The sequence below is a fragment of the Curtobacterium sp. HSID17257 genome, from assembly GCF_003989515.1.
In the GTDB taxonomy this organism is placed as follows: Bacteria; Actinomycetota; Actinomycetes; order Actinomycetales; family Microbacteriaceae; genus Curtobacterium.
The window spans coordinates 1-6,929 of record NZ_RBLU01000139.1; the positions used below are offsets into that span (position 1 = coordinate 1).

General features: G+C 73.7%; 7 protein-coding genes. 2 read left to right on the plus strand and 5 right to left on the minus strand.

Going from position 1 to position 6,929, the window contains the following annotated elements:
• On the minus strand, window positions 1-1,911 hold a 1,911-nt coding region (locus D8M35_RS14640), incomplete at its 3' end, for a molybdopterin cofactor-binding domain-containing protein (RefSeq protein WP_126892501.1).
• Window positions 1,908-2,783 carry a xanthine dehydrogenase family protein subunit M gene (locus D8M35_RS14645; RefSeq protein WP_126892502.1) on the minus strand — a complete coding sequence of 292 codons (876 nt, stop codon included), beginning with the start codon at window positions 2,781-2,783 and terminating at the stop codon, window positions 1,908-1,910. The genes D8M35_RS14640 and D8M35_RS14645, both read right to left, overlap by 4 nt.
• 283 nt (window positions 2,784-3,066) lie before the next feature.
• Between D8M35_RS14645 and pucL the strand changes: the two genes are divergently transcribed.
• Window positions 3,067-4,026, plus strand: coding sequence for a factor-independent urate hydroxylase (gene pucL / locus D8M35_RS14650; protein ID WP_126892503.1), 960 nt, complete (start codon window positions 3,067-3,069; stop codon window positions 4,024-4,026).
• A 13-nt stretch (window positions 4,027-4,039) separates the two neighbouring features.
• Window positions 4,040-4,636 (plus strand): NTP transferase domain-containing protein, encoded by a 597-nt coding sequence (locus D8M35_RS14655; RefSeq protein ID WP_238638251.1) that lies wholly within the window; start codon window positions 4,040-4,042, stop codon window positions 4,634-4,636.
• Window positions 4,637-4,822: 186 nt separating this feature from the next.
• Here D8M35_RS14655 and D8M35_RS14660 read toward each other — a convergent pair whose 3' ends face one another.
• From D8M35_RS14660 to D8M35_RS14670, 3 genes are read right to left on the minus strand one after another with little or no spacing between them, the layout of a single operon-like run.
• Window positions 4,823-5,917, minus strand: coding sequence for an alkene reductase (locus D8M35_RS14660; protein ID WP_126892504.1), 1,095 nt, complete (start codon window positions 5,915-5,917; stop codon window positions 4,823-4,825).
• Between the two features lie 53 nt (window positions 5,918-5,970).
• Window positions 5,971-6,183, minus strand: coding sequence for a hypothetical protein (locus D8M35_RS14665; RefSeq protein ID WP_174234761.1), 213 nt, complete (start codon window positions 6,181-6,183; stop codon window positions 5,971-5,973).
• 49 nt (window positions 6,184-6,232) lie between these two features.
• Window positions 6,233-6,679, minus strand: a complete 447-nt coding sequence (locus tag D8M35_RS14670) for a MarR family winged helix-turn-helix transcriptional regulator (protein ID WP_126892506.1) — start codon at window positions 6,677-6,679, stop codon at window positions 6,233-6,235.
• Window positions 6,680-6,929: the final 250 nt, after the last annotated feature.

The following is a 6,929-nucleotide window of genomic DNA, read 5'->3' on the forward strand; positions in this document are numbered from 1 at the left end:
TTCCGCCGTGGCCTCGACGGTCGCGTGTGCGTGGTGCCCGCGCGGCGGCATCGTGGCGATCGCGGCGAGGGCGATCCCGGTCCCGTGGGCCCAGTCGCCGGAGTCGTCGAGCACGGGGCCGTCCATCGCCGGGACCTCCGGCAGCGGGGCACGCAGGGCGTCCTCCACCAGGTCGAGGCACTGGTCGAGCCCGTAGCTGCCCTCCCACCGCAGGTCGTCCTGCTCGTCGGGGTCGGTCACGACGAGGGGGTCGCCCGGCACGACGACGTTCCGGCGCCGGAGCGCGAACGGGTCGAGGTCGAGGCGGTGCGCGAGCTCGTCCATCGCGGACTCGATCGCGAACACCACCTGACCGAGGCCGTACCCGCGGAACGCCCCCGACGGCAGGTTGTTCGTGTAGACCGACTCGGCGTCGACCCGCTTCGACGGGCAGCGGTACACGGCGACCGACTCGCTGACCGAGTGGAACATGACGCCGACGCCGTGGTTCCCGTACGCGCCGGTGTCCATCACCTGGTCGACGTGCATCGCGGTCAGGCGACCCGAGGCGTCCGCCCCGAGTCGGACCCGCACGCGCATCGGGTGCCGCGTCGGCGCGATCGTGAACTCGTCCCGCCGGCTGAACTCGTACTGCACGCTCCGACCGGTGCGCAGCACGGCGAGGGTGACGAGGTCCTCGGTGAGCATCTCCTGCTTGCCGCCGAAGCCCCCGCCGACGCGTCCGGCGACCACCCGCACACGCGAGGGGTCGAGACCGAAGACGTGTGCGATCTCGTCGCGGACCAGGAACGGGACCTGCGTGGCGGTCCGCAGCACGAGCCTCCCGTCCCGGTCCAGCGAACCGCGGGTGGCGTGCGTCTCGAGCGCCGCGTGGGAGACGCGACCCGTGGTCCAGGTGCCCTCGACCGTCGCCGCGGCTGATGCCAACGCGGCCTCGACGTCGCCCGTCTCGCCGTGCAGGGCCGCGACCACGTTGCGGTCGGGCTCGGCGATGCGGTGCTCCGCGGTCGTCTTGTCGCCGTGCAGCAGGGGAGCGCCCGGGTCGCGCGCGGCGTCGACGTCGTGCACGCTCGGGAGCACCTCGTACTCGACCCGCAGCAGCGCGCACGCCTGCTCGGCGACCCGGACGCTGTCGGCGACGACGGCGGCGACGCGCTGGCCGCGGAACCGCAGGACGCGGTCGAACACCCGGGTGTCGTCGGGGTCGTCGAGCCGGGAGTCGTGGCGACCGGTCGAGAACAGCACGCCGGGGTCGTCGTGGTGGGTGAGCACGAGGTGCACGCCGGGCAGCGCCTCGGCCGCGCTCGTGTCGATCGACACGATGCGGGCGTGCGGGTGCGGGCTGCCGAGGACCGCGAGGTGCAGGAGCCCCTCGGTCCGGCGGACGTCGAGCGTGTACTCCTCGCTGCCGGTGACGATGCGCATCGCCGCGGGGGCCGCGACCGAGGTCCCGACGGCCGCACCGGCGCTCGCGCACGCGGTGTTGCGCACACCGTCCAGGGCGTCCTCGATCGCCCGGTACCCCGTGCACCGGCAGAGGTTGCCCTTGAGCGAACGGTGCCGGTCGGCAAGCCGGTCGTCGTCGAGCGCGGACGCGGTGACGACGTACCCGGCCGTGCAGAAGCCGCACTGGAACCCGGGGGCCTCGGCGAAGGCCCGCTGCACGGGGTGCGGGTCGTCGGGAGTGCCGAGTCCCGCGACCGTCGTCACCGTGCGTCCCGCCACCCGGTGTGCCGGCGTGATGCAGGAGTGCACCGGCGTGCCGTCGAGCAGGACCGAGCACGCGCCGCAGTCCCCGGCGTCGCAGCCCTTCTTGACGCTGGTGACCCCGTGCTCCCGGAGCAGCGTGCGCAGGACCTGGCCCGGCTGCGGGTCCGTCTCGAGGGGTGTGCCGTCGACCGTGACCCTCATCGTGCGCCCCCGTCCGGAGCAGCGGAGCCCGGCCCGCCGGCCTCGGCACCCGGCCCGCCGGTCTCGGCACCCGGCCCGCCGGCCTCGGCGACGAGTTCGCCGGCGAAGCGGCGGGACACCGAGCGGCGCCAGGCCGGGGAGCCGTGCGGGTCGTCGTACCAGTCGTCGTGTGCGGCGAGCACCGTGTCGACCTCGGCCGCCGTCGGCACCGCGTCCCACCGCAGCACGAGCGGCCGAGGGGTCCCACCGGTGACCACGAGCACGAAGCCGTCGGCGTCCCGCCGTGCGGTGACGAGCGTCCCGGTGCGCCCGTGCGGGCTGAGCGACACCCGGCGGAACCCGGTGGTGCCGGCGAGCGCCGACGCGGGCAGGTCGAACGCCCGGACCACCTCGCCGGCGGTGAGGGCCGTGGTGCGGACCCCGGTGACGAGGTCGGCGACGGGCAGGCGACGCTCCCCGCCGTCCGGTGTCCAGACGACCGCGGTCGCGTCGAGGGTCACCAGCAGCGCCGTGATCGCCCCCGCGGGCAGCGCGGTCACCACGTTCCCGCCGACGGTCGCCGCGTTCCACACCTTGAACGACGCGAGCAGGGCGTTCGCGCACCGGTCGACGAGCGGCCAGGCACGCCATCCGGGCTCGGGGTCGAGCCGCAGCAGCGCGGCGATCGTGCACGTCGCGCCGAGGCGCAGTCCGTCCGGGGTGCGCTCGGCGTCCGGCCAGCCGAGGCCCGTCAGGTCGACGAGACCGGTCGTGCCGGGCTGCTCCTCGGAGTACAGCCAGGTGCCGCCCGCGAGGGGTTGCTCACCGGGGGCGAGCGCGAGGTCGTCGCGGTGCGACGGTGTCCGCAGGGTGCGGACGGTGACGAGGTCCATGCAGGGGTCCGATCGGGGTGGCGGGGCGGGTGACGACGGTGTCGCCCGGCCGTCGGCCGTGCGCGATCATCCCGCGGTTCCACGCCGAGGACGCCTCGGGAGCGGTGCTGCGCGCCACGGTGCCTCCTCGGTCGGATCGGTTCGTGGCCGCAACGCTAGGGAACCGGTGTTTCCGCGTCGTTACGGGGGAGCGACGCCCGCGTCACGACCGGACGCGGTGCGTGGACGCAGCTCGTGACGTGTTCGACCCACCACCGAAACACTCGGGTGTCATCGTCGCCGCATGGACACCACCGCAGCGCCCACCGTGCAGGACACCACCGCCCCCGTCACCACCTCCGTCCGCCTCGGTGCGAACCAGTACGGCAAGGCCGAGGTCCGGCTCGTGCGCGTCACCCGCGACACCGACCGCCACGAGATCGAGGACCTGACGGTCACGACCCAGCTGCGCGGGGCGGCGCTCGCCGAGTCGTACACCGAGGGCGACAACGCCAAGGTCGTCGCGACGGACACGCAGAAGAACACCGTCTACGCGTTCGCGAAGGAGCACGGGGTGGGCACGCCCGAGGAGTTCCTGCTCCGCCTCGGCCGGCACTTCGCGACCGCGTTCGACTGGTACGACGGGTCGACGCTGTCCGCCGAGCAGCACGCGTGGGAGCGCATCGCGGTCGACGGCCGGGAGCACGACCACTCCTTCGTCCGCTCCGGTCGGGGGACCCGGACCGCGGTGGTGCAGGTCGACGGTGACGACGTGCACGTGCTCGCAGGCGTGACCGACCTGACCGTCCTGAAGAGCACCGGCAGCGAGTTCCACGGCTTCCCCCGCGACGGCTACACGACGCTGGTGGAGACCGACGACCGGATCCTGGCGACGTCGGTCACCGCGCGCTGGCGCTACACGCCGGAGGCGGTCGCCGCCGGGATCGACTACGACGCGGTGTACACCGGGGTGCTCGACCGGATGCTCGCGACCTTCGCGGACCTGCACTCGCTCGCCCTGCAGCAGACCCTGTTCGCGATGGGCCGTGCGGCGATCGAGACGTTCCCCGAGATCGCCGAGGTCCGCTTCTCGATGCCGAACAAGCACCACTTCCTGGTCGACCTGTCCCCGTTCGGCCTCGAGAACCCGGGCGAGGTGTTCTTCGCGGCGGACCGCCCCTACGGCCTGATCTCCGGCACGGTCGTCCGCGACGGTGTCGCCGAGGCCCCGGCAGCGTGGGCGTCGGTGCCGGCGTTCGTCTGATCGAGGGCCCGACGTGCGGCTGCCGGTGACCGGGGTCCTGCTGGCCGCAGGTGCCGGGCGGCGGATGGGGATGCCGAAGGCGCTGGTGCGCGCGGCGGACGACACCCCGTGGGTCGAACTGGGCACCCGGGCACTGCTCGACGGTGGGTGCAGCGAGGTCGTGGTGGTCCTCGGCGCCGCCGCCGGGACCGTCCGGGACTCCGTGCCGGACCACGTGGGTGTGCGGACCGTCGTCGCCCCGGACTGGGCCACCGGGCCCGGTGCCTCGCTCGCCGCCGGGCTCCGGGCGCTCGACGGGGAGACCGTGGCGTGCGTCTCGCTCGTCGACCTCCCGACGCTGCCGGTCGCGGTCGTCCGGCGGGTCCTCGCGAGGGCGGACGGCCCGGACGTGCTGTGCCGCGCGGTCTTCGGTGGCCGTCCCGGCCACCCGGTGCTGGTCGGTCCCGCCCACCGCGCTGCGCTCGTCGAGGCGGTCACGTCCGACCCGACGGACCGCGTCGCCGGCGCCTGGCTCCGGCGTGCCGGCGTCGTCGGTGTCGACTGCGCGGACCTCTGGGACGGCGTCGACCGCGACCGTCCCGATCGTTCCGACCCATCGCGCGTGGAGTAGGAAGCCGATCCGCGCGTCGAAGGCCGTTCCGCCGTGTCTCCTTCGCGCGGATCGGCACGCCACGCGCGGATCGGCACGCCATGCCCGGATCGGCACGCCACGCGGTCGTAGGTCGTGACCACCGGACGGACGGGAGGCGCGGTGCCGGCTGGCACCGCGCCTCCCGTCCGTGACCGGTGACGTCGGCTACGCGACGGGCTCGCGGACCTGGTCGAGCGTCGGGTAGTCGGTGTAGCCCTCGGCGCTCGCGCCGTAGAAGAGCTCCGGGCGCGGCTCGTTGAGCTCCGCGTCCTGCTCCCAGCGCTCGGCGAGGTCGGGGTTCGCGATCGCGGCCCGGCCCACGGCGACGGCGTCGGCGAGGTCGCCGTCGAGCAGCGTGATCGCCTCGTCGCGGGAGGTCATCGACGAGAAGCCCGAGTTGGCGATGAACGGAGCGCCTGCGGTGCGGCGCACGTGCTGCACGAGCTCGCTGGCCGGCTCGGCGTGCAGGACGTCCACGAAGGCCAGCCCGAGCGGCGCGAGGCCCTCGGCCACAGCGGTGTAGGTCGCACGGACGTCGGCGTCGTCCTCCTCGAGCACGCCCTGGATGTTGTGCTGCGGCGAGAGACGGATGCCCACGCGGTCCGCGCCGACGGCCTCGGCGATCGCCGTGGTGACCTCGACGGCGAAGCGCGCGCGGTTCTCGGGCGAGCCGCCGTACTCGTCGGTGCGGGTGTTCGACACGGGGGAGAGGAACTCGTGCACGAGGTACCCGTTCGCGCCGTGCACCTCGACGCCGTCGAGCCCGGCCGCGATCGCGTTGCGGGCGGCGCGGACGAAGCCCTGGACGGCTTCACGGACCTCGTCGGTGGTGAGCTCGTGCGGCACGGGCATGTCGGCCTTCGAGCCGTCGGCGAGGTGCGTCTGCCCCGGCGCGGCGGTCGCTGAGGGGCCGACGATGCGCGGGGTCTGCGAGATGTCGGTGTGCGAGACCCGGCCGCCGTGCATCAGCTGCATGACGATCGTGCCGCCGCGCTCGTGCACGGCGTCGGTGACGCGGCGCCAGCCCGCGACCTGCTCGTCGGTCTCGATGCCGGGCTGCCCGGGGTAGGAGCGGCCCTCCTGGACGGGCCAGGTGCCCTCGGTGATGATCATGCCGAGGCCGGCGCGCTGCGCGTAGTGCTCGACGAGGAGGTCGTTGGGGATGCCCTGCTCACCGGCGCGCGTCCGGGTGAGGGGGGCCATGACGATGCGGTTGCGGAGGTGGAGTGCGCCGAGGTCGGCGGCTTCGAAGAGCTTCACGAGTCCGTTGAACCACGTGTTGCGCCGGGCAATTCCGATCCCGCGGCGGATGCTCAGCGTCCGGGGCACACCAGGGTGCTCGAGCGGACCTGACCCTCGGGGCGGATCACCGTGTGCTGCGAGAGCGGCTGCCGGCAGATGGGGCAGGGGCGGTCGACGGTGCGGTCGTCCGCGCCTTCGACGTGTCCGGCGCCGATCTGCGACGGGCCCATCTTCTCGATGAGCGTGCGGTTCCAGCGGTCGTACCAGCTGCCGAAGCGACCCACGGTCCGTCCTTTCGTTCGTGCACGAATCATTCTGCCACGAAGGAGGCGCTCAGTCGAGGGCGTCGACGCGACCGAGCAGTTCCGTCAGGTCGTCCTTGAGTCGTTCGAGTCGCTCGAGTGGCCAGCCCAGCCGATCGGCCACCGCGACGGGGACCGCACGTGCCCGGTCGCGGAGCGCTCGCCCGGCGGTCGTGAGCGACACCTCGAGCTGGCGTTCGTCGGCCGTGCTGCGCTGCCGTCGGACGTAGCCGGAGGCCTCGAGCCGCTTCAACAGTGGGCTCAGCGTGGCGGAGTCGAGACGGAGTTCCGTGGCGATCTCGCGCACCGAGCGCGGGTCGTGCTCCCACAGCGCGAGCATGACGAGGTACTGCGGGTGCGTCAGGCCCATCGGGTCGAGCAGGTCGCGGTACAGCCCGATGACGCTGCGGCTCGTCGCGGCCAGGGCGAAGCAGAGCTGCCGGTCGAGGGCCAGGGGGTCGACGTCGGTCGCGGTCATGCGTCCACGGTACTTCGTCCACGAACGGTCTGGAGGCCCGGTGCCGTGGTCCTGTGCCCGTTCTTTCCCATTGCACGCGCGATGGCAAGTGGAACCGGGCGTACCTGATGGTTCAGGACGACCAGGTGTGCCCGCTTCCGCCAGGGGCGCCCGGGTCCGGCAGGTGTGCCCGGAACGGCCTGGAGGCCCGGTGCCGGTCTCGTGGACCGGCACCGGGCCTCCAGGCGGTGCTGCGGGGCTGTCGCCGACG